The following is a 25,165-nucleotide window of genomic DNA, read 5'->3' on the forward strand; positions in this document are numbered from 1 at the left end:
TTAAAGCTCTTTAAGCGAGGATATCAAAGACTTCACGGCATTTTCACGTCTCTCCAGGGCTTCCACGGCGATATCCCTTTGTTTCGGGTCTTTGAACCATCCCTTCGCATTTTCGATAGAACCCTTAAAGTAATCGGCAAGCTTTTCCAGCTTACTTATGACATATGGGAATTTACCCTTGATCGATGCCGCTTTATCGGCACCGTCAGGACATGAAAGCTCATTCAGGTCATTCACGAGGTCTGCGCTGACTTTAAGCCAATCGTTTATACCCATCCCCGCTTTCCTGTTAAAATCATTCTTAGCCCAGGTCCTTTTGAACAGGTCCAGTTCCTCGAACTCCCTGTTCACGGTCATTATAACATTTCTAAGCTCTTTGGCCCGTTCAGAGGCAGTCGTTTTAGCCGTAACGCATGCAGTCACTGCTGTAGCCTGCTTGTTGCCTGGTGCATTCTCAAGCATTCCCGTCTGCATAAGAGGCTTGAATGGATCGGCTGTCTGTCCGTGATATTCTTTCGCGTGCACTATCGCGTACGCAAGGCCTGCGGCGCAGTCCTCCGCCGGCATTAAGCCTTCATATCCGGGATTTACTCCGAGATGAGTGAACTGTTCAAACGTGAGGCCCATGCGGGGGGCTACCTCCGGCACAAATTTATGAATGGCCGGTGTGTCGACCATTCCAGGGGCAAAGTTAAAGACAGACACCCCGGTCCCGTCACCCAGTTCCGATACAAGTGATGAAGTCAAAGACATAAGAGCTGCCTTGGATGCCGAGTACGGGGCGAGATATGCCATTCCTTCGCTGGATAGCATGTTGACTATCACGCCGTCCTTTCGCTCTATCATCGCAGGTAAAAATGCTTTTATCATAAGCAGAGGGCCTTTTAGATTTACTGCCATGACACGGTCCCATGCGCTTACCGGCTGTTCCATCACCGACCCGGTAGTGACGGTTACCGCGTTGTTGACCACTATGTCAGCCTTGCCGAAAGCTCTAAGCGACTTTTCCTTTAGCTCGTTCACGCTTTTTTCATCCGAGACGTCCGTCTTCACAAAAAGCGCTTTTCCGCCCATGGAAATGATCCGCTTTTCCGCTTCCGCGCCTGAATCGCCTATCTCTGCGATCACTACGCTTGCACCCAGCATGGACAGTCCGATGGCAAGTTCTTTTCCTATGCCTCCGCCTGCCCCGGTGATCACGGCTACCTTCCCGGTAAGTGAGCCGAGTGAAAGTCCCAGTTTATCGAGCAATTCTGCCTTCACAATATCAGAGAATGTATCCAGGACCTATAAATAGATTATATCGATCGTATTTTTAAAAATGCCTCGATATGTTCCTGTTTGTAGTTTGTAAGAAAAGCTTATATACATATATTAAGTATACATAACAATTAGTTATAAATATATAACATTAAGTTAACAATAGATAACATAGAGGGTGTAAAATATGTATGATATAATTATACTCGCGATACCTGCGATACTGATAGTCGTTGTGTTCATTTTTTTAGTATGGTATGTGTGGAAGATAAACAAAGAGAAAAAGGCAGGTTTTGCGGTAAAGGACGAAAGGACTGTAAGGATAGAAGGAAAAGCGGCATTGATGACCTTCTTTATCTCGATATATTTCATGCTAGCGCTCCTGTACTACGTTTTCGCCACCGAGGTCCTTGAACTGGGTCTTCCGATCCTGGAAACCGGATGGGCGCTCATCATTTCATTACTGGTGACTATCGGGACTTTTGCTATCCTGCGCTGGTACTACGGCAGTAAAGCTGATCGGCCATGAGGACAAGGATAAAAGAGCTCAGGGCAAGATATGACCTGACACAGGAAGACCTTGCGAAAATAGTAGGCGTAAGAAGGGAGACCATACTGTTCCTGGAGAAGGGTGATTATAACCCTTCTCTAAAACTAGCCCATGACGTCGCCAAAGCGTTGAAAACTACGATAGATGAGCTATTCATATTCGATGATTGATTTAAAATTAAAATTTTTTGGATGATTGTTCTTCAATATTTAAGATGTATTTTTTGTGTCTTTGTTTTTCTGTGAAATTAGTGCTTACCTGCCATCCGAAAGGTACAACATGAAAACATCACAGAGAATTAGGAAGGAATGATTATTAAAATGATGGGCAGGGATCTATATGTATATTTATCTCTGCCCTAATTCCAGTAACAAACTACAGGTCTATCCTTTCGAACTTCCATAACGTTATACCGATAAACACAGCTATCCAGGCCGCCGTCGCGAGGATAGGCACAACCATGATCTGCTGCATTCCGGCGCCCGTGGCCAGACCTGCGGATACAGGGACTAGCGTATGCGGAACAATATACTGGAGAGGCTGGATAAACTGTGACAGCATGCTGCCCATGAACAGGATAAGCATGGGAATGCCGATCACTGCGGCCTTGGAGTTCGAGAATACGCCCATCGCTATGCTCAGCGTCGTATAGAAAAGACATATAAGGCCGAGCACGCACACCGCTGCAAAGTAAGGCACCAGATCTATCGGAGTTCCCTGCACGATGGAGCACAGTCCGTAAGAGATCGCACCCTGGATCAAGACAATTATCAATAATACGCCGATACCGTTAGCGAAAAACTTTGAGATGACGAACGCTTTACGGGATACTGGCTTCGATAAGACCCATGCGGCCGTCCCTGTTTCTCGCTCCTTTAATATCGATTCGTGAGAGATGATGATAGCGCCGATCGAGATAGCCATCGCGGACAGGTTGAAGAAAACCATCATGCCTTCGTGGGCAAGTTCCTCGGGAGTCGATGTGCCAGGAGTGTTCTGCGCGTCAGCCGAGCCTTCCGATGCTGCCATGTTCGGCACGATGAACAGTATCATAGCCACGATACCGTTAACGATGAAAGTCCATATGATCAGCTGCATCAGGATAGATTTGAGGTTCCACCATTCCCCGTTCTCTTTACTCAGCATGTTAGACAGGCCGGTTGTCCAGCCTTTATTTGTCTCCCTGACCAAAGACGAATTAGCAGACATCGTATCAACCCTCCACCATCTTCATAAAGACATCCTCAAGCTCGTACTTCTTGCGCCCGTACTCGACGATCACTATGTTCTCGTCGGCCATCGCCACCTTTAAAATATTCCTTTCCGCCTTTGAGTCGTCCGAAACGCTCACAGTTAAGGTCGTATAGCCGTTAGGCGAGACGGCGTTGACCGAAGATACCCACGGCTGCTGCAGGAGCAGGGAGCTCACGTTCGTAGCGTCGCCTTTTATGACAAGGTTATACACCGCGTTTTCCTTACTGCCGAGAAGCTCTTCTATCGGGGCCTGCGCGACAAGGTTTCCTTTATTCAGTATAGCGACCATGTCGCTGACCCTTTGCACGTCGTCCAGTATGTGCGTCGAATAGAATATGGTCGTCTCGCTCTGCATCTTTTTCATCAGTCCCAGGACGTCCCTCCTGCCCATCGGGTCAAGGGACGCAGCAGGCTCGTCCAGTATCAGCAGGTCGGGATTGTTTATCTGTGCCTGGGCGATCCCCAGGCGCTGACGCTCTCCGCCTGAAAATCCTTTTATAGGCCTGTCGGCTTTATCGTCAAGCCCGGCCATTTCAAGTGTCTCCTCTATGCGCGACTCGACCTCTTTCTTTGGGCCTTTAAAAAAGAACCTTGCCGTGAACCTCAGTGTTTCACGGGCGGTCATATGCTCATAATAGCGCGGGTCCTGTGCAAGATAGCCTGTCCTGTGCCTGATGTCTACACTGTTATTAAAAGCGTCCATGCCAAAGACCTCACAACTGCCGCCCGTCGGTTGTATCAGTCCCAGTATGAGCTTGATGGTCGTCGTTTTTCCTGCGCCGTTCGGACCCAGGAAACCGAAGATGGAGTTTTTGGGGACTTTGAGGTCTAGCGAGTTTAGCACAGGTTTACCGTCATAGGATTTGGTAAGACCTTTCGTGCTTATGATAAGGTTATTGCTTTCACTCATTAGTATCATTCCTCTTATGAACGGCCTCATCAATTCTAAGGATGCATGCTTAAGAGCTTCACTATTATTTTTATATATAACTCGTCAATATATGTCAGTTATATGTATATATTTTTAATAAGTAATAGAAACAGGCAAATTATATAGTTTTTTCCGGGTGGAAAGATCAGTTGTCAAATATTTAAAATTAGGAGCATGTAGCCATATTTTAAATTCGTCACTGATCAATGACCGCATAATTATATGTATTAAATTTGATAAAAATAATTAAATTTTTAATTCATACAATTTTTAGATAGGGGACTGCAGGAAACATTCGTTCCATGTTCACATATTTAAAATAATATCTTCAAAACGGTTCGTAGTTAAAGCAATCTTTATCATATTTACACTATTATGTAAGTCCCCGAAATTTACTAAGAAGTGATATACATGGATAAATTTTTAGCTGCGATCAGTGCGGTCGCAATTATCTTGATAGCAGCCGGTGCAGGCATGCTGATAATGTTCGGAGATGACGTAAAGACAACACCGGTGGCGACACCGACCCCTAAGCCCTCGGGGAACCCGTGGGATTCGATACCGGTATACACAATAAGCGGTGCTGAAGATATCGCAAAAAAATTTGTGACGGATGACGAGACCTTCAAGTTTGACGGCATGATCGATACGTTGAACGTCAACGGCGTGCAGGCCACTGTCCCGTGCGGATACGATGTCATCGTTGAGTTCAATTGCTCGTATGGAGGCTATGGCGACAGGACCGGGAACACGGTAACGGATGCCATAACACCGCATAAGGCAGTCATATCGATACTCAGGAACAATGTTACAGCGGCCGTATTGGACGAGACATACGATATGGTAACGGAAAAATACTTAAAAGCATAAAAATTTTTGACCCGGCATTAACGCCGGGTTTTAATCGATCCTTAAAATACGGAACTTTACGAATTACTTTTCCAGTATGTATTATTACCCGAACATACCAGATGCGAACCGGCCGGCACCTGTAAAAATACCAGGACCATGCTTAAAATATCTACAGAAGACCCTATAGAGTTCAATAATATGAGGAATATCATTAGCGGGCTCAAAGTTCCGGTTATACCCAGTATTATGGGAAGTATTATGGATAGTATAAAGAAAGGCGCGATAGAGATGATAAGATATCTCTTTCTTGTCAACACTTCTTCCGTATAAACGTACCCGCCGGCATAGGTAATGCCTGCGTAGGTCTTATCTGACCGATAAAAATCCGGGATAAAGATCAGGTGAGTGAATTCGTGTATTATCAATATTAATAAAATACCTAAAATGTCTATCAGGTTGATAGTGATCGATAGGTTATTTAATATAAGTCCGGTATCTAAAAAAGGTATCGTCGTGAACGTTTTTATTATAGATATCGTGATCAAGGCGTTTATCGCCATAAATGGAATTGATGCCATGATAGCCGTTAATACGTTCTTTGGCTCTTTTAACAACACCCATTGATCATTGATCAGACAGGAATGTTTTCTGTTATCTGTTTTAGGTATTTTGGTAATTATCTTTATGGATATCCCCATCCGAATAAGAACATAATATTTTTATATATCAGTTACAGCATATTGTTCTTAATATTAGTTCTATGAAGTTACTTATTATAATAATGATTTTCGCCTGTAGATATCTGATATTTTTTGATGGTTTTGTGGAAATGGTAACATTTATTTAATACTTTATCTTAACTCTGTTTATGGAAAAAAAGTTGGATTGTCCATGCCCTAAGACACAATGTGAGAGACACGGGTACTGCGACGTATGTAAAGAGTTCCATATTGCTAAAGGGAGCCTGGCATTTTGCTTGCGGCCAAAACCGTCAATTATCGATAAGATCAAAAAATTTTTAGGGATGTCCTAAATTTTTTTCTTAGACATTGGCCTGTTCGCATAATATACAGCTAACCCACATTCGGGAACCAGTAAAAACCGATACTCGTGGGAAGGCTTATCATGTATAGTAATGCGATGAAAAATATGATGAACGCTAGCGAAAGCATGGATAACCTGATCCGCTCCGATTTCCATTTTGTAGACGTACTCCCCAGGAACAATACCAGGGCAAAAAACACAGTGTCAAGGATATAACTATCCGCGATCTCATTCGCTTTTCTTCCCCTGTCAAAAGCAGCGCTGGCCGCTTCGCTGAGCCTGATACTCTCCAGCCCTTCCCTTACCTCATATTCAGGCAGCGAAAAAGGCGATTTCGGAGGTATATTATCTTCTACGCCCGTGCCTGCCAGAGCAAGCCATGCCTCAAAAGCCGGGCGGAATTCATCTCTGAACCTGGACTTTAAAAAATCCGCCCTTAACGTATCATTACTGCTTACGGCATCCACCCATTGCAAAAATAGTGTGACGTCTATGATCACATTAGTATTGGCAGCGGTAGTATTGCGTATGGATTCGGTGCGTATCGTATTGGCAGAGCCGAACTCAAAGGCCTGTATACCATTCCATTTGTTCGCTTCATAGACACACCATGCTGAAGAAACTGTGGCCAGTGCAAGTAATACGGCCGTAATAGCTTCAATTGTGACACTTTCATGTATCCATTTTAATAGTCCGGAACTATCGCGCATACTTCCTGATCAATAATTATACATTTATATATAATATAATTTATTATTATATAAGCCAAATTCCCTTATAACAGGCAATGATACTGGAGTTAATAATGGATAATATGTTTATTTCAAGTTTGGATCATATCTTTTCGATTAGTATTTCTATAAAGCGACATGATTGAAACCCGGAACAAGTGATCTCAATGAATGGCCAGTATAGAAAGGATGTCAAAATAGGCCTCGAAGTCGACATAGTGTTGAAGGAAGACCAGCGCACGGGTAAAAGAACAAGAGGCATAGTAAAAGAGATACTGACGAACTCATCCCATCATCCGCACGGTATTAAAGTAAGGTTACAGAACGGGCAGGTCGGAAGAGTGCAGGAGATCATCGGCCCTAAAACTGGCTAAACAGATAAACATAATTACATATAAATATTTTATTAACGCATAAGAAATTATTTTTAATTAATATTTACTTATGTATTATTTTTTATATCAATTTATTTTAAAAAATTTACCAAATTTATAGATATATTTTCTAAATATAGACTGATACTTCCATAACATATCAAACTTATGTAGCCCTATTACTACTAAAAAGAGTAAAATAACAGCCATTTTAGGAAAACGGACATATTTAACCGTTAATTAGCATGAGCGGAGAATGAAAAAATAACCAAAAGATATAAATAAGAATGAAAAGACCTTATTTTTAACAAAAATGACAGAAATATAGGTTTTTAACTTTAAAAGGGTAGAAAAAATGAGTTAAAAATAAATATAATAATTATAATTAGCGAGGTTTTTTATGGAAAATTCAGGGGTAGAAGAGAGAAAAGTAAAGGTCAAAGTAGAGGATCTATCAAAAATTTTCGGGCAAAAACCTCAGAAGGCACTTGAATTGCTTAAAAAAGGCAATAAAAAAAAGGAAATTTTTGAAAAAACCGGACAGAACGTCGCGGTCAATAACGTCTCCTTCGAAGTATATGAGGGAGAAATATTCGTACTTATGGGATTATCCGGATGCGGAAAGTCCACGCTTCTTCGCTGCATAAACCGTCTCATTGAGCCTACGGCAGGCAAATTGTTCATAGACGGGCAAAATGTCCTGGATATGAATGAAGAGAAGCTGAGAGAACTGCGGAGAAAGAAGCTCGGCATGATATTCCAGAGTTTCGCGCTCCTGCCCCACCGCACAGTCCTCGACAACGTCGCTTTCGGCCTTGAGATACAGGGCATGCCTGTCAGCGAGCGCCGCCAGAAAGCAACGGAGGCCATCAAGCTTGTCGGGCTCCAGGGTTACGAGATGAGCAAACCTTCGGAGCTTAGCGGCGGGATGCAGCAGCGTGTCGGCCTTGCAAGGGCGCTCGCAAGCGACGTCGATATCCTTTTGATGGACGAGGCGTTCAGCGCTCTCGACCCGCTTATCAGGCGAAATATGCAGGATGAGCTGATCGAGCTTCAGGAAAGGGTGAACAAGACCATCATTTTCGTCAGCCACGATCTGGACGAGGCGTTAAAGCTCGGGAACCGGATAGCACTGATGAAGGACGGGTGCATAGTCCAGGTCGGAACGGCAGAAGAGATACTTACAAAGCCGAGCACAAAATTCGTCGAAAAATTCGTAGAGAGTGTCGACATGGCTAAAGTGCTGACCGCAAAGGACGTCATGAAAAGGCCGGAACCTTTGCTGGCGCTTGACTCCGGGCCCACTAACGCCCTGCGCCTGATGAAAGAGTACGGCATATCCAGCGTATTCGTCGTAGCAAAGACGCGACAGCATAAAGGCCTCATTGTGGTCGACGATGCGATGCGGGCAAAAGAGGATAACAGGCCTATTCAGGACATACTCATCAAGGATGCGCCGGTTGTCACGCCGGATACGCCCGTATCTGAGATCATCCCTAAGATCGCGGATTCAAAATACCCGATAGGAGTGGTCGATTCGTCCGGAAAGATCAAGGGCATCATTGTAAGAGGTTCCGTGCTGGCAGCTCTTGCCCGCATGGAGGTGGATGCCTTATGATGGTCCCGAAGATTCCTATAGGAGAATTCATTGAGATACTTGTGGACTGGATCGATACGAACTTAGGATGGCTCCTTGACGGTATCAGTGCCGGGCTGGATTTTTTTGTAAGCGGATTCCAGGATATCCTTCTTTTGATACCGGCCCCCGTGTTGATCCTCATCATTGCTGCGATCGTATGGTTCGTCACAAAAAAAGACATTAAGATAGTCATACTTACGGCGTTAGGCCTTTTACTCGTGTGGAACCTGCAATTATGGCCTGAGGCAATGGAAACGCTTGCCCTCGTCATATCGTCGGCGATCCTCACCCTCCTGATAGGTATACCTCTCGGCATCCTTGCCGCACGGAACGATATAGTGGACAGGATAATTCGGCCGGTGCTTGATTTAATGCAGACCATGCCGTCATTCGTCTATCTTATCCCCGCGGTCATATTCTTCGGCCTCGGTAACGTGCCCGGCATGATCGCGACCGTGATATTCGCGATGCCGCCCGCGATCCGCCTCACAAGCTTGGGCATTCGCCAGATACCGAATGAACTGATCGAAGTATCGGACTCGTTCGGCGCTACGTCAAACCAGAAGCTGATAAAAGTACAGCTTCCAGTGGCGCTGCCGACGATAATGGCGGGCGTCAACCAGTGTATCATGCTTGCGCTTTCAATGACTGTAATTGCCTCCATGATAGGTGCGGGAGGCCTTGGGCTGAACGTACTTATCGGCATACAGAGAGTAGACATCGGTGGCGGCTTTGAAGCAGGGCTGGCCATCGTCATCATCGCTATCATACTTGACCGGATAACACAAAATCTGGTCAAGTCATGAAAAATTTCCCGGCCTTGAATCAAGGCCGAAAAAATAAGGGGTCGAAATTCGGCCCTTTTCCGCCCAATAGCGGCTTTAAAAGAGCAATATTGGATGTGAAAAGTGTGTTAAATAAAGCTAAAAGTTACATAGTATTGTTTGCGATCGTTTGCGTTATGGCGGTCCTGTTAGCGGGATGCGTAGGCCAGGGCGCCGAGGAGCAAACAACAAAAGGTAAAGTTACTATTGGATACGTTCTGTGGGATTCAGAGATAGCCAGCACAAATGTCCTTAAACAGGTCTATGAACAGGCTGGCTATGAGGTGGAGCTTAAGGCAGTGGATGCAGGTCCGCTGTACCAGGCCGTTGCGAACGGCGACGTCGACTGTACTGTCTCTGCATGGCTGCCGTCCACCCAGGCTAATTACTGGGAAAAATACGGCAAAGACATCGACCTCGTCAGGCACAATCTTGACGGGGCCAAGGTAGGCCTTGTGGTTCCATCCTATGTTACGATCGACTCGATCGCTGAAATGAACGATGTCAAAGACAAGTTCAATGGCAAGATAACAGGTATAGAGCCCGGCGCGGGCATCATGTCTAAAACAGAAGAGGCTATAGGCGAATACGGCCTTGACTACCAGATAATGCCCAGCAGCAGCGCAGGCATGGCCGCCGAGCTTAGTAAGGCGTACAAGAACAATGAGTGGATCGTTGTGACCGGCTGGACGCCGCACTGGAAGTTCGCCCGATTTGACCTTAAATACCTTGAAGACCCCGAGGGGATCTATGGCGGCGAGGAATTCGTCGGAACCCTTGCACGTAAGGGACTTAAGGACGATAAGCCGGGAGTTTACGCCATTCTTGAACAGTTCTACTGGACTACCGCAGACATGGAGTCCGTCATGCTGGACATAGAGGAAGGCACGTCTGAGGAAGACGCGGCAAAGAAGTGGGTCGACGCTAACCAGGATAAAGTAAAAGCGTGGATCGGAGAATAAGCCGGACATCAAATCATTGGCGGGTGACAAACCTGCCTTTATTTTTTTATATAGCGATTAAAGTTTATCGCGCGCGATCATTTTTATCGGAGAATTATTAGTCTATTGGTGATCTTACATACTACAAAGAATAATATAGACCACAGTTTTTCACCACGAAGTACACAAGGGCAACAAAGGAACACGAAGGATTTTTAGAAGTTTAATATATACTTAAAAAAATTGTGGACCCTAGTTACCCTTGTGTACTCCCATGAAAAACTTTTAGATGTCATTGTAAAGACGTGCATATAACAATTCATTACGGGATTGATGTTCTGCCGTTGTGCCTGTCGGATGGCAGGTAGGCACGTAACCTCACAGAAACACAGAACCACAAAATTTTTTTAGAATTTAAGATCGCGAAATCTCTAAAGTTCACTCACTAAACCACAAAGGGCTCCAGTATCACCGTCAACGCACTAACACCTCTAACGCCCGGCTCAACGCTCGAAGTGCTCTAAGTCACCAACTCTAAAACAAGACACGAACATTCCCAAAAACACTAAATTTTAACTGCACGGTTGACGCTTACACGATCGATATCCCTGCCATAGGTCAGGAGAACACAGACCGGGATATTAAACTTTAGTGATTTGGAGAATGTTCGGGCCTTGTTTTAGAGTTGGTGACTCTGAGAGGTTAGTGCGTTGAGCCGGGCGTTAGAGGTGTTAGTGCGTTGACGGTGATACTGGAGCCCTTTGTGGTTTAGTGAGTAAACTCTTAGGGTTTTTGTGCCCTTAAAAAATCATATAAAAAATTTTTGTGGTTCTGTGTTTCTGTGAGGTTACGTGCCTACCTGCCATCCGACAGGCATAGCCATAAAAACATTATCTCAAAGACCATTGAGTAAGACACATTTTCATTCTTAAAACCTGAGCAAGACCCCGCTCATCAAAGATTTCGTGGTTAAGCTAGTGAACCTTAATTACCCTTGTGTACTTCGTGGTGAAAAATAGTGGACCTTTTATCCCTTTGTAGTTAACTTGCTATGTCTTTTTTGTCATCATGTATACTAAGACTGGATGCAAGGCCATTTAAAAATTCTGCGAAATTTTTCATATCGTTTACATCATTGAATCCTGCGTTAGCCCATTTATCGCTACCGCCGCCCTTTCCCTTAAATTCGGCGAGATGATCCTTGAATACCTTACCGCAATTAATTACGAATGCTCCGCTATGAGCGAATAGCAGCCTTTTATCAGGGATGGATGATAGCACAAGTATAAAATCGCCGTTCTGAAGTATATATTTTGCAAGAAGGCTGATCTCGTCGGCTTTTTTATCCTCGAGATCCATACGGATGACTTTTGATCTCGCTAAACCGGCGATCCCCTTTGCTTCCAGGGCAAGCGTTTTTTCCTTTAGATCAGAAAGCTCCTTCTGCAGGCTTTTTAGCTGTGCCATCATAGACTCGCTCCTCGCCGGTATCTCGCCCTCTGACGTGCGATATAGCCTGGACAGTGCCGACACTATCGCATGTTTATCCTGGTAGTCCCGGAGCGCCCTCATTCCGCATTTAAAATAGATACGGGTCTGGTTCCGCATCTTTTCAGCCTTCAGGACTTTTATGATACCCACTTCCCCGGTCCTTGTAACATGTGTGCCGCAGCAGGGAGAGAAATCAATGTTGTCTATCTCCACTATCCTGATGACATCATCCCTGGGAGGAGCCTTGCGAAGAGGGAAATCACTGGCTCCCTCGGGAGATACGAAATGGGCTTTTACGATCAGGTCCCGGTAAATGTATCCATTCGCCTTGTCCTCTATCGTTTTTAAGAGTTCTCCGGAAATGTCGGACAGAGAGATATCAATGGAAACCTCATCATCCCCCAGATGGAAACTTGAAGTCTCCCCGCCGTAAAGATCAAAGACCGATGATAGTATATGCTGGCCCGTATGCTGCTGAGTCAGGTCCCGCCTTCGCACAATGTCTATGGCGCATTTAACGATCCGGTTTTGCGGCTTCCTGTTTAAAACATGATATATCTCGCCGTCTTTTTCATAGACTTCTTCGACCGCTATGCCGTCGATGTTCCCGCTGTCCGCTGGCTGTCCGCCGCCCCCCGGATAGAAGGCGGTTTCTGACAGGATGATAAGAAATTTTTCATCCTTTTCGATAATCTCTTTTACCTCTGCCTGCCACTCAGCCATATACGGCGACCCATAATACAACCGGCGTTCCATGATAGTTCCTGGGATAGGTATTTATGACAAAGTTTATTGACTTTTTCATAGTTCGATGCATAATGCGGGAATTAAATTTTGATATTTTTCCGATCAATAAAAAATATAATAGCTTATTTTTTCTTTTCCTTTTCATCAATTTCTTTGAACACGTCTTTTGCCGCATACATCGCGTTCAGCGCCGCCGGGAAACCTGCATACACAGCCATCTGGATTATCACTTCCACGATCTCCTGCCTGGCGCATCCGGCATTCAAAGCGCCGGTTATATGCGATCTTAATTGAGGTATAGCACCCAAAGCTACAAGGGCAGAGATCGTAACGAGCTCTCTTGTCTTAAGGTCCAGTCCCGGGCGGCTATAAATGTCACCATAGGGAAATTCTATGACGAAGTCTGCCATGTCAGGTGCGATATCTTTCAGTTCGTTTATGATCCTGCCTATACCTTCAGGGTTGATCCTGTCAAGTATCTCTTTCCCGCGCTCGTATCGTTCACCGGTCATCAATTTCACTATCCACTAGTTATATTCATAGGTCAAATTCGGCTTAAGGATTATAAATCATACCCGGGACCATGCTATCCGGTTTAACCCGAATGGATTTTTCCTAAAAAAGGTAAAGGCCTAAAATACCACTTCAGGCCCTGCCCACACTTCCAGTATCTTTACCGAATTATCGAACATCCACTGCGCCGTCACTTTATCCATAGACCCTACGTTCTGGAATGTCCTTCTATGAGTGTCCATGGCACCGCTATCGTCAACCTTGCACAAGACCTCCACGCTGCCAGCGGTTTCTTTGCCGATGTTAAATGCTGTCACGGTCAAGGTCTTTACAGAAGAGTTGTTGGTTGAGCTCGCTGAGATCGAGTAGGTGTAAGTTATTAAAACTCCGTTTTCAAGGAAAGCGTTCACTTTATTGTCAACTACGGAAGTCTTGTTTTGCAGCGTGCCGTATTCCGATAAAAGGTCTTCATAGTCATTAGTTATCTTTATATGACTCTCGTTCAATTCGGAATAGCTGGCCGTAAGCGAAGTATATTTTGACTCAATGTCCAGATACGCCGCGTTAAGAGCGTCATAATCATCCTGCTTTTGCTTCAAGTCGGCATTTTTCTTACCGGTCTCATCATACAGTACATAAACGCCTGCGCACATGACGAGTACGACTATGACAAGTATTACGACCAGTCCGTTCTTTATAAGTGATCCTTTATCTGCGGATCCCCCTTTACCCTGTAAGCTTTCAGTAGATCTTCTATCCACTAAACCATCCCCATAACTGTATACAGTATAATCGCATGTAGTATAAAATTATTATTGATATAAGATATTAAAGAAAAATTTTCATTCATTTTCTGCAGCCTGTCTGCTGTGATCATACCATCCCGGCCTGAGCTTGATAAAAGACGGCCCCGGCTAATATCGGGATAACAAAAACGAATAAGAGAATAAATATCTATTCACCCAGAGCCGGCAACATCACGACAAATTTACAGCCTTTGCTATGATCGCCGTGGACCCGGTCCTCCACCCAGAACCTTCCCCCAAAATCATCCACCAGCATATTGATCAGGTACAGGCCGAATCCTTTGCCTGAGACGCTTCTCCTGGACTGGGATAAGCGTTCGAACAGCTTCTTTTTTAGTTCATCGTTTATACCGGGGCCGTTATCCTCAATAGTGACCATACAATAATCCTTACCATCCTCATTAACGATCTTTTGGACAATATGGATCTCAAGATCACCCTTAGAATGTTTAATGGCATTTCCTGCTATGTTCGAGAAAACATCCCTGAGCAGCTCGTTAGCTTTAACATAACATCGGTCGCAGGGGCGATAACTGACATAGATATTCCTGTCTGACATACCTGAATACTGAGCCTGTACACCCTTGAGTATCCGGTCAAGGTCTATGACCTCAGGCTTGTATACCCCTGCCCTTTCATTCTGTACTTTTCTAATGTTATCGATAAGTTCGGAACTATTCCTTAGCATTTCCAGCGGCTTGTCTATCAGTAATGAATTATCGGTTTCGAGTTTGCCTTCAAGGTCCAAAATATCCTGAGCCAGCTCAAGATATCCCATAGAGATCTGGTTCATGTTGTTGATATCGTGCCCCATAAGGTCCACATAAAGCTCGGCATCGAACTTTGCCTTAAGCAGCTCTTCTTCAGTGCGTTTACGGTCAGTGATATCCTTAGCCATCTCGAATCTGACACTGCGGCCGTCCGGCCACTTGATCATCCGGTCGACTATAAGATAATCTTTGTTCACGATTGAATTATGAAATTCCCACTGGTATGGCTCACCCTTATTTTGAAGTATTATCTCATTGCTGCAAAATTCGCAAGGTGAATCCCTGCCCTGTATCTCCCTGTAGCATATGCCGCCTGTAAGCTCTTTCCCGAATTGTTCTTTCATAGCCTTATTTGAGTACAGTATCTCATAGGTCTCCGGGTCTGAAACATATATCACTTCGTCAATACTATCGAATATCGACAATAACTGGGCTCTCTCGAAACCCAGGGTTTCTTCGGCCATGATCTTACTGGCGATCTCGGTCTTTAGCTTTTCATTGGTATCCAGTAGCTCGGCAGTCCGTTCGCGGACTTTATTTTCAAGCTCATCGTATGCTTTGCGAAGCTTTTCTTTAGCCTGCTTATGCAATATTCTTGCCCTTAAGGATATTATCCCGTAGGTCAGATTATCTGCAAGCTCTTTTAATAGTTCCAGCTCTTTTGTGTCGAAAGCGTCAGGCCTTTCCGAATATATCGCCAGAGCCCCTAAAGGCTCACCGTTCTCTATCATGGGGAGGCTTATAGCTGAGGCATATCCTCTTTTAATAGCCTCCGCACGCCACGGTAAAAATTTAGGGTCTGTCAGGATATTTCTTGATATACACGGCTCTTTGGTCCTGATGGACGTGCCAAAAGGTCCCCTTCCCCTGTCGGTGTCATTAATTGTGACCCGGACGTTATCCAGATAACCATCATCATATCCTGCACGTGCCGCAGGCCGCACATTACCGCCATCCTCGATAAGCCCGATCCATGCCAGCCGATATCCCCCGACTTCAACTATGATCCGGCAAATTTCATCTAAAAGAGCGCGTTCTTCTGTGGCATGAACTAATGCCGCATCACACTTTGATAAAGCTTCCAGCGCCCGGTTTGCCTGACGCAGGCTTTCGACGGTCCCCTCATGGTCCACTAACAGGTCATTAAGTGAATAATTTCCCTTGTGAAACTCTGAGGTCAGTTCATCTACGATCCTTTTCAGTTCTTCCAGGGTATCAAGAAGCCCGTATATTTCTATGAGGAGTTGTTCTTTCGTCTTGTTCTCATAGTCATTATCAGTTAGATAAGACCTCATCTTATAGCGACTCAATTATCATAAACACCAATAATATAAAATTTTTTAGGATAAGGAGAAATATAAAATAATATACTGATAAAACTTATTTTTATTCAGTGGTCTTATTCATAAAAGTATCGATGAAATATCAATGATTTTAAATTCTAGAATAATTGCTCTCTATATCTTTTTAATAGTGAAGCCGAATATTATCTTTATGCCTTCACCGGGCGATATGCAGGACGAGATATTATCCTGCCCAATCCTTACTGGCTAACATATCCCTATCCCTAAGTTATCCCCCGCCGGTACTATAAGGCCATTATTGGTTTTATCATAACGCTAATTCACGAATTTCAATCTGTATAGTCATCATAGGTTTACTCTGTTAAAAAGTGCTTTTTGTCGAAGAGTGATAAGCCATGATAAGATTCATGGATCTACAGCCGGTATCATAACAATAAACCTGCTGCCTTTTTTATGGTCACCGGGTACTCTATCCTCGACAAATATTTTTCCCTTAAAGTCATCGACCAGCGTCTTTACCAGGAACAATCCCATACCTCTGCCGCTTACTCTGCCTTTTTCCTTTTTTAGTCTCGTGAAGAGCCTGTCCTTTAATTCATCATGAATACCGGGCCCGTCATCCTCTATTATGACCATACAGTATTTTTTATTATGTTCCGTCACGAGAGAAGTTTTTACGGAAATATTTATTGGACCGGTCGAATGTTTTATAGAATTTCCGATAATATTGCTAAAGACGTCGGCAAGCAGCTCATTAGCAAGGACACATGAGCCATTATCCGAAGAATATTTTATGTTGATGTCCCTTTCCGGTATATTCGAGTATTGGGAAATCGTTTTTTCCACGATATTACAAAGGTCGATAACTTCGGGCTCATATTCCCCGTTTTTCTCCCTCTGTATCTTTTTAACGTTATCGATGATCTTCGTGCTGTTTTTCATAGCCTCTAAGGATTTTTCCAGTAACACGCGATCATCTTCCCCGATATTGCATTCCAGTTCCATGATGTTCAGGGCGAGCTCAAGAAATCCCATGGAGATCTGGTTCATATTGCTGATATCGTGGCTCATCAGATCGACATATAGCTCTGCCTGCATTTTGGCATCTACCAATGCTTTTTCGGCCTTTTTCCTTTCAGTGATATCCTGCGATATTCCTATCAGTCTGACAGGATGGCCATTATCATCATAAACGGGCTCGCATTCATTATAGATCATCCTTTCAGTACCGTCAGGGTGCATCATACTACCCTCTATTGTCGTTAGTTTTCCGTTCATGAGAAAATCATCGATAGAGTTTTTGACATACATCACATATTCAGGATTGAGAAGACTCATTATCATTTCATAAGATATCTCGGTACCGGGCCTGATACCTGATATATTATACATTTCATCCGACCATGTGAACCGGTTATTTCTTAAATCCCACTCCCAGCTTCCTATGCGGGCTATTTTCTGGGCTTTAAGCAAGTTCGCCTCGCTCTTGCGTAATTCTTCTTCCGTCTTTTTAATATCCGTGATGTCCCTGGAAATACCCATAACGCATGTCACGTTGCCATGTTTATCGAAGATAGGGGCAAGTTTTACATGAAGCCAGTATTCCCTCGTATAGAAATCATGCACATGCTCCGATTTATACGGCCTGCCAGTTCCGAAGACCGTACACAACCCTTTTTTCATATGTTGAAATGTCTGGCCGGGAAACAAGCTTTTCAGAGGTTTATCTATGGCTTCTTCCTGGCCCATACCCAGCGCGGCCGCCGCGGAACGGTTCAAATATTTTACATACAGTCTCCTGTCAATGATAAAAATAAAATCCTCAGCGTTCTCGGCCAGAAGCCGGTATCGTTCTTCGCTGCGACTTAAATCATCTTCCATTTTTTTATGCTGTGTAATATCCAGTCCAGTCACTATGGTCGCTGGTTTACCTTTAAATTCTATATCACCTATCTTTATAAATGCCCATTTCTCTTTTCCGTCCCGGGTGACAAATTTAATTTCATATCCTGAAGACACATCTTTCCCGGCCAGTTTATCACTGCGGCGATCGCTCAAGATCTTACCATATTCAGGAGAAATGATGTCATAAAAAGACATATTGTCAAGGTCTTCTTTCTTGTACCCGCATATCTTTTCAGCAGCGGGATTTACATATAATAATTTGCCATCCTGATGCAGGCATATCCCGGTCGATGATGTTTCGGCTAAAATGCGGAACAATTCTTCTCCATCTCTTAATGCCTTAACTGTATTTTTGTATGCCGTAAGATCGGTAAAAAATGCATAATGATATAACGGATCGCCGGATCCGTCAAATATTGTATGAAAGTTTAACTCTACAGGGATACGGGTGCCATCTTTTTTAAAATATTCCTTTTCATATTTTACAGGTTTCTTATCACAGAGGTTTTTTTCTATGATCTTTGCTTCTATATCCTGCCACTCCACTGGTGTCAGATCTTTACATAAGTTTATTTTTTTCAATTCTTGATTATCATAACCGATCAATTCACAAAATGCACTGTTGCAATCGAATAAAAGACCGTCTGTGTACGCAGCTGCAAATGGCTGTGATGTGTCCTTTAGCACGAATATTAAAAAATCAAGACCATTGCTAAGATCGTTATGATCATTTTTTAAAGATCTTATCTTATCCTCCGGGGATCTTTTTGATGGACTCTTACCGGGATATATAGCAAACCCCCCTTAAATAATACATAATAAAATTTAATCATAATTTAATTTATTTATGAATAAAATATATATTTGGAACTAAGTGAATATATTTATAATTATTTAAAATCCTTTTTTGTGATAAGTGTTAAATATAGTTTGTAACAACTGTTACATAGAAAATATGTCGGGCAACAAATGGTTATTACTTCTCTCACAAACGCCGTCATCTCTCTCGAGCTTGAGAGTCGGCGTATGGCGCCGCATGCGCGCGAAAGGCGCGGTAAGCCTTCAGAACGGGGCATGGGCCCTGCCGGACTCGCCAAAGAACGGGCAGTTCGCGAAAGATACTGCATCGTTCATAAGGTCGGAAGGCGGCAATGCCTTTGTCTTTATTGTCACATCCGCGGAAGATGATGAAAACCGATCCATAACAGATATGTTCCGGAATAATATCGACGAGGAATATATCGAATTAATAAGCCGCTGTCGAGATCTTCGTTCAGAGCTTGAGAAGGAGACTCGACAGAAAAAGTTCACATTCGCCGAGCTTGACGAAAATGAGGAAGACCTGCAAAAGCTGACAGGCTGGCTTAGAAAGATCCGCTCACGTGATTTCTTTAAGGGCCTTAAGGCGGACGATGCTGATAAAGAACTTGAACGCTGCCGGAAAGACCTGGAGGCCTTTGAGCAGGAAGTATACAGGGCTGAAGGGCTGGACAATGTCTGACGCCGGTAAAATGTTCTTGAATATCCCGAGATCAAGGCTTATGGTCTATCTCCTGATATTGAGCCTTGCAGGTTTCGTGACGTCTTTTGGCGCCCATATAATAGCAGTCAACCTCCCCTCATATGCAAAAATGGCAGGTACGGGATTTTTCGGGATCGGCGTGCTCATCGCGATATATGATCTTGCGGAGGTCATAGCGAAACCGGTGTTCGGGTTCGTGGCCGATAAAAAAGGCATGAAAGTGACGATGATCGCCGGCCTTCTGGTGTTCTCTTTATCGTCCCTTTTGTACATTGTACTGGACCCGGCGTTGCTTATACTGGTAAGATTATTGCAGGGTATCGGTGCTGCCGCGTTTTCCGTAGCTTCAATGGCTCTTGTGGCAGAATATTTCAAGAATGACCTTGAAGGACCTATGGGCATATACAATGCAATAAAAGGCCTGGGATACGTTATCAGCCCGGTGGTAGGCGGCGCCATTGTGCTCTATTCGGATTTTTCATATTTATTCGTGGCATGTTTCTTTGTAGGGATCGCGGTCATGTTCGTGGGGTTATTTATCAAAAGAGACTCGGGGAACAAAAAGTTCGATGACGATGACGACGATGATATTATGCGCTTTATCGGGTCGTTCAAGGATTCCAGGTTCTTGCCGTGGTATCTTGTCACCATGGTAAATATGATGCTAATGGCCATACTATTCGGGTTTTTACCGGTATACCTGAATGTTTCGGGTTTCGATCCGCTGATGGCAGGATCCGTAATGGCCGCCGTTGCCTTAGCGTTCCTGACGATACAGCCCCTTTCAGGAGTAATCTCAAAAAGACTGGGTTTTTCAAGGACCATACTGGCAGGCCTGGCTGCAGAGGCGCTATTTTTGATGATCATACCATTTACTTCGGGATGGCTAACAGTAATTGTATCGATCCTGGATGCGGCAGCAATAGGAGTCATATGGACGCTTGGCGCGGTCGCAGTAGCTAAAGCGGCATATGAGGGAGAAATGGGTCTTGCGATGGGTAATCTCGGGTCTTATAAAGAGATAGGAGATATGGCAGGCCCGCTGGCCATCGGGTTAATATCCCAGTTCATATCACTGACCGCAGGTTTTGTTTTATGCGGTATGCTGGGCCTGGCAGTGCTGGCGCCGCTTATCCTGGGATCCTTAAGGTCGAGGACAATAAGCATAACGAAGATAGCCAGGTAACTGCCTATAAAGATTTTAAAGCCGGACCTATCCGGATAAATTTTCTATTTTTCTTATACATACCAACAATAAAATGGCTCATATAAATATTATTTAACATAAATTACCATATGAATTAATGTGGTCATGATGCCTGCTAAAGAATCCCTTGAAAGATACCGCAAAAAGCGGGATCTCTCTGCTACGCCTGAACCTGAGGGCGACGATAATAAAACATCGAAAGGACACATATTCGTGATCCAGAAGCATGACGCCAGCAACCTGCACTACGATTTTCGACTTGAGGTCAATGGCGTCCTTAAGTCCTGGGCAGTCCCGAAAGGGCCGTCGACAGACCCGGATGTTAAACGGCTGGCAATGCCTACCGAAGACCATCCTTTAGAGTATGCCGGGTTTGAAGGAGTGATACCTGAAGGCCATTACGGCGCCGGCACCGTCATGGTGTGGGATACCGGAACGTATCGTAATTTAAGGCATGACAAAGAAAATAATGAGATCTCGATGGAAGATTCCATAAATAAGGGAAAGATAGAGGTATGGCTGGACGGTAAAAAATTGAAAGGCGGCTATGTCATTATACGCACAAACCTGGGCGGTAAAGAGAGCTGGCTTCTTAAAAAGATGAAAGATGATATGGCGGATCCGCGGCGTGATCCGGTAAGCACGGAACCTGATTCGGCAAAAACAGGGCGCTCGCTTGAGGAGATCGCCGGAGAGAAAGGCGATAAAAAAGAATGAACAGTATATTTGAGAACCTGCCGGAGAAAGCTAAAGAGCGGCTTGAGAAAAAAGATCAGCCAGAATGGATAAAGCAACGCTGGCGAATATCACGCATGATCGGTTTTCAGATAAGAAACGGATCTATGCTGTAAAGGGCATCATGGCTTTCCAGTAAGCCATTTATCCCACGCGTCCAGAGATTTCCTCGGCTTCCTGTCGCCGTCCATCAGGCCGTTATCTTTCCATAGCTTGAACAGTTCGTCGACGCCCATTTTTTCCATTTTATCCCACAGGCGGTCATAGTCGCCTGAGACGAACCATACGACGAACTTCGCGTCAAGATCGCTGGCGCCTGTAAGCATGAAGTTTACATATTCCGCCTGCCATTCCTCGCTTCCATTTATGGTCGCGCCATACTGGTCCAGTATCAGATCCTCGGCCGCATATCCTGTTTCAGCTATAGCGAACGGCTTTTCAGGGGCGAGGTCATGCATCTGCGAGAACCAGTCGCGAGGTATGTCCGCCGGGTTTGCCTTATACGTATATGGATACGTGCTCACTGCTATGTAATCCGTATAAGGAAGTAATTTTTTAATAGCTTCAGTTTGCTCATTCTTATTAAGGGCGTAAGTATCGACGTGAAGCGTCAGGAATACAGGAAGGTCAGGGTATTCGCTTTTAAGTGAACTGTAGACCTGTTCGGCCATGACCGGGAACTTTTCGAACTCCGCAGGATCTTTATCGGCAAGTATGTTGGCCTCGATCGCATATGCGAAATGATCGGGCTCGAATTTGTTTATCATATATTTGCAATAATTCGTATATGCCTGTATGACATCGGCATCTGTGAAGCCTTTATCTTTCCATTTTCCCTGCCTTTCCATGTTGTCGCTATCGCCTCTGTATCCGGTGAGGCCGTCGCGCATTATTATGATGGGCGTAACGGCCACGTAGACCTGCTGGCCTTTCTTGATCTGGCTCACACGGTAATTAAGGTCGTTTTCAACGTTCGGCCTGTAAGGAGTGTTATTGAACGCTTCCGGCCATGGCACGCCGCTGTCAAAGTGGTGTATGGCAAGGTCGCTATGCTCTTTTATGAACCGGTATGTCTCTATCCGGGCATCGATAGTGTTATCGTACGGAAATGGCGTCATGCCCATATAAAAAGACCTTGAGCCAGACGGGGATAATGTCGGCGAGCCGTCACCGGAAGCCGGCAAAGGTGATCTATTATTCCCGATGCAGCCGCTTATTAATATTATTGAGATGAGCGTGATAAGATTAAATAATTTGTAAAAAACATCTTTGCGGAACATTATTGTTTGGATTGATGCTTGAAAATATTTAGTTTTTTGTAAGGATTTTTCGGCGGATATTCTACATTTCATAGGTCGCCGGCAGTATCACCACGAACCTGGCACCTTTTGTATAGTCTCCCGGCACCCTGTCCTCGACCCATAGTTTGCCTTTAAAGACATCCGCAAGGGTCTTTACTATATGGAGACCCAGTCCCCTTCGGCCGCCTTTGATCATCTCTTTACCCATATAAGAAAATATTTTTCCCTTTAATTCTTCTGAGATACCGGGGCCCGTATCCTCGATCGCGACCTTATAATACTTTTTACCGTCTATCGATATTTTTTTGAGCCAGATGTTGATCGTGAGCGGCCCCGTCGAATGCCTGATAGCGTTCTCTATGATATTGTCGAACATATCCCTGAGCATTTCACATGCTATGATCTTAAATCCTTTTACGGGAGCGTAATTTATCGTGATGTCCCTGCCGGGAAAACCGGCGTACTTTTCCTTTATTTCGGACAATATCTCGCCAATGTCCATTTCAGAGGCCTGGAGGTCGCATTCTCTGATACGGCTCAGCTTTTTTACGTTCTCTATAAGCCTGGTATTGTATGAGATTATCTCGATGGGCTTTGTAAGCAGTTTCCGGTCATCGCCCTTCGGGTCAATAACATCCAGCGCCAGTTCAAGGTAGCCCAAAATCGCCTGGTTCATGTTCCCTATGTCATGGCTAAGCATGTCCACGTACATCTCGGCGTCGCTCTTAGCCTTTTTAAGTTCTTCATCGGCTTTTTTACGTTCCGTGATGTCCTCATATGTCCCGAGGATGCCGACCACATTTCTATTTGTGTCATGCATCGGTATCTTATTTGTATCAAGCCAGGCTTCCTTGCCGTCGGCCTGTAGCTGAGGCTCGATTATATGATATACAGGAGTGTCATGATCCATCACAAGCCGGTCGAATTTACGATAGGAGTCCGCCTCATCTTTTTTCCAGGCAAGGTCATAATCAGTCTTTCCGACAATATCTTCAGGATCTTCTAAGCCGGCAAATTTTGCAAAGATCGCGTTACATCCCAGATATACGGAGTTTATATCTTTCCAGAAGATCGCCTGCGGTATGTTATCCATGACCAGACGCAGCATTTCCTGTGACTTACGGACCTCTTCCTCGACATGTTTACGCTCCGTGATGTCCTCTATGACAGAAATAAAATATTTTGGGTTTCCTTCAGCATCCCTTACAAGAGATACGGTAAGGTCTATCCAGATGATATTGCCGTCTTTTTTAATGTATCTTTTTTCCATTGTATAGGTCTGTATATCTCCCGCAAGTAAGCGATCTATTGATTCAAGGTCTTTTTTAAGGTCATCACGATAGGTGATGTCATGGAACTTGAGGCCGACGAACTCATCATGGGTATATCCGCAAATTTCACAAAACTTTTCATTTACGCGCAAAAAATCCCCATCAGTGGATACATGCGCTATACCGACGGCGGCCTGTTCGAACGTCGCCCGAAATCTCTGTTCGCTATCTATCAACGCCTGTTCAGCTACCGTGCGATCCTTGATCTCGTTTGTAAGGGCTTCGTTCAATCTGGTCAGCTCGGAAGTCCTGTCCGCCACCCTTTTCTCCAGCTCATTACGCGCCTTTATAAGCTCATTCTCCGCTTCTTTTCTGCCGGTTATATCATTGCCGATGCATAGTATTTCGATTATGTTACCGGCCGCGTCCCTTATGGCCTTATTTGTCCATGATACCCAGACGCGTTTTCCATCTTTACGCATATTCTCGTTTTCATTATTCACATAAAGCTCGGGGTGAATGCCGATGTCCCGTATAAGCGCGCTCAGGTCCCTGCCGGATGATTCTGTCTCGGGCACGATCGTCCCTATAACATTTTTACCCAGTATCTCCTCCCCGGTGTAGCCGAAGAATTTTATAGCATATTTATTAAAGAATGTAACATTACCGGCTACATCCATTCGAAGTATAACGCTGTTCGCGCTCTGGACGAGCTCACGGTATTTTGCTTCGCTCTCTTTTAGCTCATTCTCCAGTTTTTTATGCTCGCTTATATCAGTGATAAATGCATAAAAGTACTTTGGCTTTCCAAGGACGTCGCAAAACTTGTGTATGAAAATATCTACAGGCACCCTGGATCCGTCTTTTCTGACGGTCTCTTTTTCAAACTTGTATGGGGCTGCATCACATGCCACAGCGTCGACGAGACGATACATGTCGGTGCTGATCTCGGGCGGCGTAAAATCATAGGGCCACCTCATTCTACTGATCTCGTTTTTCGAATAGCCTGTCAGCCTGCAGAATGCCTGATTACATGTAAAGACCTGGCCATCTTCGTAAGTGGCTACAAAAGATACAGTATCATTCTCTACGGCAGAAGCGGTAAAGCTGCCAAGTTCGGATAGGTCCAGGAAACCTTTGTCCATTATTTTTACTTTTGAGTTAATACTATGATAATTTCATCTTAAAAAATA

The 25,165-nt window shown here is 44.4% G+C and carries 24 protein-coding genes; 12 read left to right on the forward strand and 12 right to left on the reverse strand.

What is annotated here, in order from left to right; translation table 11 throughout:
* Positions 1 to 1,263 (reverse strand): SDR family NAD(P)-dependent oxidoreductase, encoded by a 1,263-nt coding sequence (locus tag CUJ83_RS08600; protein ID WP_230741891.1) that lies wholly within the window; start codon positions 1,261 to 1,263, stop codon positions 1 to 3.
* Positions 1,264 to 1,447: 184 nt separating this feature from the next.
* Between CUJ83_RS08600 and CUJ83_RS08605 the strand changes: the two genes are divergently transcribed.
* Positions 1,448 to 1,789: a DUF2178 domain-containing protein gene (locus tag CUJ83_RS08605; protein WP_230741892.1), complete on the forward strand. Its 342-nt coding sequence runs from the start codon at positions 1,448 to 1,450 to the stop codon at positions 1,787 to 1,789.
* Positions 1,786 to 1,980: a helix-turn-helix transcriptional regulator gene (locus CUJ83_RS08610; RefSeq protein ID WP_230741893.1), complete on the forward strand. Its 195-nt coding sequence runs from the start codon at positions 1,786 to 1,788 to the stop codon at positions 1,978 to 1,980. Before CUJ83_RS08605 ends, CUJ83_RS08610 begins: the two co-directional genes overlap by 4 nt.
* A 205-nt stretch (positions 1,981 to 2,185) precedes the next feature.
* Here the strand turns inward: CUJ83_RS08610 and CUJ83_RS08615 are convergent, their stop codons facing one another.
* Both CUJ83_RS08615 and CUJ83_RS08620 read right to left on the reverse strand, forming a co-directional pair.
* On the reverse strand, positions 2,186 to 3,019 hold the full coding sequence (locus CUJ83_RS08615; protein ID WP_230741894.1) for an ABC transporter permease: 834 nt from the start codon (positions 3,017 to 3,019) through the stop codon (positions 2,186 to 2,188).
* 4 nt (positions 3,020 to 3,023) lie between these two features.
* Positions 3,024 to 4,004 carry an ABC transporter ATP-binding protein gene (locus CUJ83_RS08620; RefSeq protein WP_230741895.1) on the reverse strand — a complete coding sequence of 327 codons (981 nt, stop codon included), beginning with the start codon at positions 4,002 to 4,004 and terminating at the stop codon, positions 3,024 to 3,026.
* Between the two features lie 402 nt (positions 4,005 to 4,406).
* On the opposite strand from CUJ83_RS08620, the gene CUJ83_RS08625 reads away from it, so the two are divergent.
* Positions 4,407 to 4,865, forward strand: a complete 459-nt coding sequence (locus CUJ83_RS08625) for a hypothetical protein (protein WP_230741896.1) — start codon at positions 4,407 to 4,409, stop codon at positions 4,863 to 4,865.
* Positions 4,866 to 4,921: 56 nt separating this feature from the next.
* On the opposite strand, the gene CUJ83_RS08630 is transcribed toward CUJ83_RS08625, so the two are convergent.
* The gene (locus CUJ83_RS08630) at positions 4,922 to 5,545 is read right to left on the reverse strand and encodes a DUF3267 domain-containing protein (protein WP_230741897.1); all 624 of its coding nucleotides are present in this window, start codon (positions 5,543 to 5,545) and stop codon (positions 4,922 to 4,924) included.
* 170 nt (positions 5,546 to 5,715) lie between these two features.
* Between CUJ83_RS08630 and CUJ83_RS08635 the strand changes: the two genes are divergently transcribed.
* Positions 5,716 to 5,880 (forward strand): hypothetical protein, encoded by a 165-nt coding sequence (locus tag CUJ83_RS08635; protein WP_230741898.1) that lies wholly within the window; start codon positions 5,716 to 5,718, stop codon positions 5,878 to 5,880.
* Positions 5,881 to 5,920: 40 nt separating this feature from the next.
* On the opposite strand, the gene CUJ83_RS08640 is transcribed toward CUJ83_RS08635, so the two are convergent.
* A complete protein-coding gene (locus CUJ83_RS08640) occupies positions 5,921 to 6,601 on the reverse strand; it encodes a hypothetical protein (RefSeq protein WP_230741899.1) in 681 nt (226 codons plus the stop codon).
* A gap of 188 nt (positions 6,602 to 6,789) precedes the next feature.
* Between CUJ83_RS08640 and CUJ83_RS08645 the strand changes: the two genes are divergently transcribed.
* The 4 genes from CUJ83_RS08645 (at position 6,790) to CUJ83_RS08660 (ending at position 10,421) form a co-directional block, all read left to right on the forward strand.
* Positions 6,790 to 6,996, forward strand: coding sequence for a YwbE family protein (locus CUJ83_RS08645; RefSeq protein ID WP_230741900.1), 207 nt, complete (start codon positions 6,790 to 6,792; stop codon positions 6,994 to 6,996).
* A gap of 400 nt (positions 6,997 to 7,396) precedes the next feature.
* On the forward strand, positions 7,397 to 8,614 hold the full coding sequence (locus tag CUJ83_RS08650) for a quaternary amine ABC transporter ATP-binding protein (protein WP_230741901.1): 1,218 nt from the start codon (positions 7,397 to 7,399) through the stop codon (positions 8,612 to 8,614).
* Positions 8,611 to 9,441, forward strand: a complete 831-nt coding sequence (locus CUJ83_RS08655) for an ABC transporter permease (RefSeq protein WP_230741902.1) — start codon at positions 8,611 to 8,613, stop codon at positions 9,439 to 9,441. Before CUJ83_RS08650 ends, CUJ83_RS08655 begins: the two co-directional genes overlap by 4 nt.
* Before the next feature lie 155 nt (positions 9,442 to 9,596).
* Positions 9,597 to 10,421, forward strand: a complete 825-nt coding sequence (locus CUJ83_RS08660) for a glycine betaine ABC transporter substrate-binding protein (protein ID WP_230741903.1) — start codon at positions 9,597 to 9,599, stop codon at positions 10,419 to 10,421.
* A 1,020-nt stretch (positions 10,422 to 11,441) separates the two neighbouring features.
* On the opposite strand, the gene CUJ83_RS08665 is transcribed toward CUJ83_RS08660, so the two are convergent.
* The 5 genes from CUJ83_RS08665 to CUJ83_RS08685 form a co-directional block, all read right to left on the reverse strand.
* The gene (locus tag CUJ83_RS08665; protein WP_230741904.1) at positions 11,442 to 12,614 is read right to left on the reverse strand and encodes an alanyl-tRNA editing protein; all 1,173 of its coding nucleotides are present in this window, start codon (positions 12,612 to 12,614) and stop codon (positions 11,442 to 11,444) included.
* Positions 12,615 to 12,760: 146 nt separating this feature from the next.
* Positions 12,761 to 13,150 (reverse strand): carboxymuconolactone decarboxylase family protein, encoded by a 390-nt coding sequence (locus CUJ83_RS08670; RefSeq protein WP_230741905.1) that lies wholly within the window; start codon positions 13,148 to 13,150, stop codon positions 12,761 to 12,763.
* Between the two features lie 120 nt (positions 13,151 to 13,270).
* Positions 13,271 to 13,912: a hypothetical protein gene (locus CUJ83_RS08675; RefSeq protein WP_230741906.1), complete on the reverse strand. Its 642-nt coding sequence runs from the start codon at positions 13,910 to 13,912 to the stop codon at positions 13,271 to 13,273.
* 193 nt (positions 13,913 to 14,105) lie between these two features.
* The gene (locus CUJ83_RS08680; protein WP_230741907.1) at positions 14,106 to 16,037 is read right to left on the reverse strand and encodes a sensor histidine kinase; all 1,932 of its coding nucleotides are present in this window, start codon (positions 16,035 to 16,037) and stop codon (positions 14,106 to 14,108) included.
* A 399-nt stretch (positions 16,038 to 16,436) separates the two neighbouring features.
* Positions 16,437 to 18,623, reverse strand: coding sequence for a PAS domain S-box protein (locus tag CUJ83_RS08685; RefSeq protein ID WP_230741908.1), 2,187 nt, complete (start codon positions 18,621 to 18,623; stop codon positions 16,437 to 16,439).
* Between the two features lie 268 nt (positions 18,624 to 18,891).
* Here CUJ83_RS08685 and CUJ83_RS08690 point away from each other — a divergent pair, with 268 nt between their 5' ends.
* The 4 genes from CUJ83_RS08690 to CUJ83_RS08705 all read left to right on the forward strand — a co-directional run bounded on the left by CUJ83_RS08690 (position 18,892) and on the right by CUJ83_RS08705 (position 21,516).
* Positions 18,892 to 19,437 (forward strand): Chromate resistance protein ChrB, encoded by a 546-nt coding sequence (locus CUJ83_RS08690; protein ID WP_230741909.1) that lies wholly within the window; start codon positions 18,892 to 18,894, stop codon positions 19,435 to 19,437.
* On the forward strand, positions 19,349 to 20,644 hold the full coding sequence (locus CUJ83_RS08695; RefSeq protein ID WP_230741910.1) for an MFS transporter: 1,296 nt from the start codon (positions 19,349 to 19,351) through the stop codon (positions 20,642 to 20,644). The genes CUJ83_RS08690 and CUJ83_RS08695 overlap by 89 nt, the downstream gene beginning before the upstream one ends.
* Before the next feature lie 129 nt (positions 20,645 to 20,773).
* A complete protein-coding gene (locus CUJ83_RS08700; RefSeq protein WP_369424029.1) occupies positions 20,774 to 21,382 on the forward strand; it encodes a DNA polymerase ligase N-terminal domain-containing protein in 609 nt (202 codons plus the stop codon).
* Positions 21,379 to 21,516 (forward strand): hypothetical protein, encoded by a 138-nt coding sequence (locus CUJ83_RS08705; RefSeq protein ID WP_230741911.1) that lies wholly within the window; start codon positions 21,379 to 21,381, stop codon positions 21,514 to 21,516. The genes CUJ83_RS08700 and CUJ83_RS08705 overlap by 4 nt, the downstream gene beginning before the upstream one ends.
* 6 nt (positions 21,517 to 21,522) lie before the next feature.
* Here CUJ83_RS08705 and CUJ83_RS08710 read toward each other — a convergent pair whose 3' ends face one another.
* Positions 21,523 to 22,680, reverse strand: coding sequence for a glycoside hydrolase 5 family protein (locus CUJ83_RS08710; protein WP_230741912.1), 1,158 nt, complete (start codon positions 22,678 to 22,680; stop codon positions 21,523 to 21,525).
* Between the two features lie 61 nt (positions 22,681 to 22,741).
* Positions 22,742 to 25,117 (reverse strand): PAS domain S-box protein, encoded by a 2,376-nt coding sequence (locus tag CUJ83_RS08715; protein WP_230741913.1) that lies wholly within the window; start codon positions 25,115 to 25,117, stop codon positions 22,742 to 22,744.
* Positions 25,118 to 25,165: the final 48 nt, after the last annotated feature.

Source organism: Methanooceanicella nereidis (assembly GCF_021023085.1).
Taxonomy (GTDB): Archaea; Halobacteriota; Methanocellia; order Methanocellales; family Methanocellaceae; genus Methanooceanicella; species Methanooceanicella nereidis.

Coding starts and splice junctions, on each gene's coding strand:
- CUJ83_RS08605 (WP_230741892.1), top strand. CDS start 1,448: ATGTATGATATAATTATACTCGCGATACCTGCGATACTGATAGTCGTT.
- CUJ83_RS08610 (WP_230741893.1), top strand. CDS start 1,786: ATGAGGACAAGGATAAAAGAGCTCAGGGCAAGATATGACCTGACACAG.
- CUJ83_RS08615 (WP_230741894.1), bottom strand. CDS start 3,019: ATGTCTGCTAATTCGTCTTTGGTCAGGGAGACAAATAAAGGCTGGACA.
- CUJ83_RS08620 (WP_230741895.1), bottom strand. CDS start 4,004: ATGAGGCCGTTCATAAGAGGAATGATACTAATGAGTGAAAGCAATAAC.
- CUJ83_RS08625 (WP_230741896.1), top strand. CDS start 4,407: ATGGATAAATTTTTAGCTGCGATCAGTGCGGTCGCAATTATCTTGATA.
- CUJ83_RS08630 (WP_230741897.1), bottom strand. CDS start 5,545: ATGGGGATATCCATAAAGATAATTACCAAAATACCTAAAACAGATAAC.
- CUJ83_RS08635 (WP_230741898.1), top strand. CDS start 5,716: ATGGAAAAAAAGTTGGATTGTCCATGCCCTAAGACACAATGTGAGAGA.
- CUJ83_RS08640 (WP_230741899.1), bottom strand. CDS start 6,601: ATGCGCGATAGTTCCGGACTATTAAAATGGATACATGAAAGTGTCACA.
- CUJ83_RS08645 (WP_230741900.1), top strand. CDS start 6,790: ATGAATGGCCAGTATAGAAAGGATGTCAAAATAGGCCTCGAAGTCGAC.
- CUJ83_RS08650 (WP_230741901.1), top strand. CDS start 7,397: ATGGAAAATTCAGGGGTAGAAGAGAGAAAAGTAAAGGTCAAAGTAGAG.
- CUJ83_RS08655 (WP_230741902.1), top strand. CDS start 8,611: ATGATGGTCCCGAAGATTCCTATAGGAGAATTCATTGAGATACTTGTG.
- CUJ83_RS08660 (WP_230741903.1), top strand. CDS start 9,597: ATGGCGGTCCTGTTAGCGGGATGCGTAGGCCAGGGCGCCGAGGAGCAA.
- CUJ83_RS08665 (WP_230741904.1), bottom strand. CDS start 12,614: ATGGCTGAGTGGCAGGCAGAGGTAAAAGAGATTATCGAAAAGGATGAA.
- CUJ83_RS08670 (WP_230741905.1), bottom strand. CDS start 13,150: ATGACCGGTGAACGATACGAGCGCGGGAAAGAGATACTTGACAGGATC.
- CUJ83_RS08690 (WP_230741909.1), top strand. CDS start 18,892: ATGTCGGGCAACAAATGGTTATTACTTCTCTCACAAACGCCGTCATCT.
- CUJ83_RS08695 (WP_230741910.1), top strand. CDS start 19,349: ATGCTGATAAAGAACTTGAACGCTGCCGGAAAGACCTGGAGGCCTTTG.
- CUJ83_RS08700 (WP_369424029.1), top strand. CDS start 20,774: ATGCCTGCTAAAGAATCCCTTGAAAGATACCGCAAAAAGCGGGATCTC.
- CUJ83_RS08705 (WP_230741911.1), top strand. CDS start 21,379: ATGAACAGTATATTTGAGAACCTGCCGGAGAAAGCTAAAGAGCGGCTT.
- CUJ83_RS08710 (WP_230741912.1), bottom strand. CDS start 22,680: ATGTTCCGCAAAGATGTTTTTTACAAATTATTTAATCTTATCACGCTC.
- CUJ83_RS08715 (WP_230741913.1), bottom strand. CDS start 25,117: ATGGACAAAGGTTTCCTGGACCTATCCGAACTTGGCAGCTTTACCGCT.